1 protein-coding gene is annotated in these 964 nt (G+C 70.4%); it reads left to right on the forward strand.

Annotation, left to right across the window (positions count from 1 at the left end):
• Positions 1–11: 11 nt before the first annotated feature.
• Positions 12–964, forward strand: a 953-nt coding sequence (locus IEW07_RS20725) for a dihydrodipicolinate synthase family protein (protein ID WP_188540682.1), incomplete at its 3' end; no start/stop codon positions are given.

The raw sequence follows: 964 nt of genomic DNA on the forward strand, positions 1-964 counted from the left end.
AGGAACCCAAAATGTCTCTCGATCTCCGCGGTCTCGTTCCCGCCCCCGTCACCCCGTTCACCGCCGACATGGAGGTCGACCACGATGCCGTGGCGAACCTGACCCGCTGGCTGGCCTCGGTGCGGGGCGTGAAGGGCCTGGTGTGCCTCGGTCACGCCGGTGAGGGCACCTACCTCACCGCCGAGGAGCAGGTCGACGTCATCCGTACCATGGTCGACGCCGCCGGCGAGGTGCCGATCATCGCCGGCATCACCGGCGAGGGCGACAAGGTCGCAGCCCTGGAAGCGGCCCGAGCCCGCGAGGCCGGGGCGAAGGCCGGGCTGGTCTACCCCTCCCACGGCTGGCTGCGCTTCGGTTACCAGGACGGCGCCCCGCAGCAGCGCTACCGGATCATCCACGAGGAGTCGGACCTGCCGCTGATCCTCTTCCAGTACCCCGACGCCACCAAGGCGACCTACAACCTCAGGACCCAGCTCGAGATCGCTGAGCAGCCCGGGGTGTTCGCCACCAAGAACGGGGTGCGCAACATGCGCCGCTGGGACACCGAGATCCCCGTGCTGCGCCGTGAGAACCCGGAGCTGCAGATCCTCACCTGTCACGACGAGTACCTGCTGCACACCATGTTCGACGTCGACGGCGCCCTGGTCGGCTACGGCGGACTGGCCCCGGAGCCGCTGATCGAGCTCATCGCCGCGGGCAAGGCCAAGGACTACGCCGCCGCCCGGGCGCTGCACGACAAGCTGCTGCCGGTCACCAAGGCCGTCTACCACCGCGGCTCCCACATGGAGGGCACCGTGGCGCTGAAGATGGGCCTGGTGGAGCGCGGGGTGCTGCCCAACGCCGTGGTCCGCCCGCCGCTGCTGCCTCTGGCCGAGGGCGCCCGCGAGGAGATCGCCGCCGCCCTGACCCACGCCGGGCTCATCGGCGACAACGCCCAGTACACGACGACCCGCGGCTTCCAGGC

Source organism: Kocuria dechangensis (assembly GCF_014636775.1).
GTDB lineage: Bacteria > Actinomycetota > Actinomycetes > Actinomycetales > Micrococcaceae > Kocuria > Kocuria dechangensis.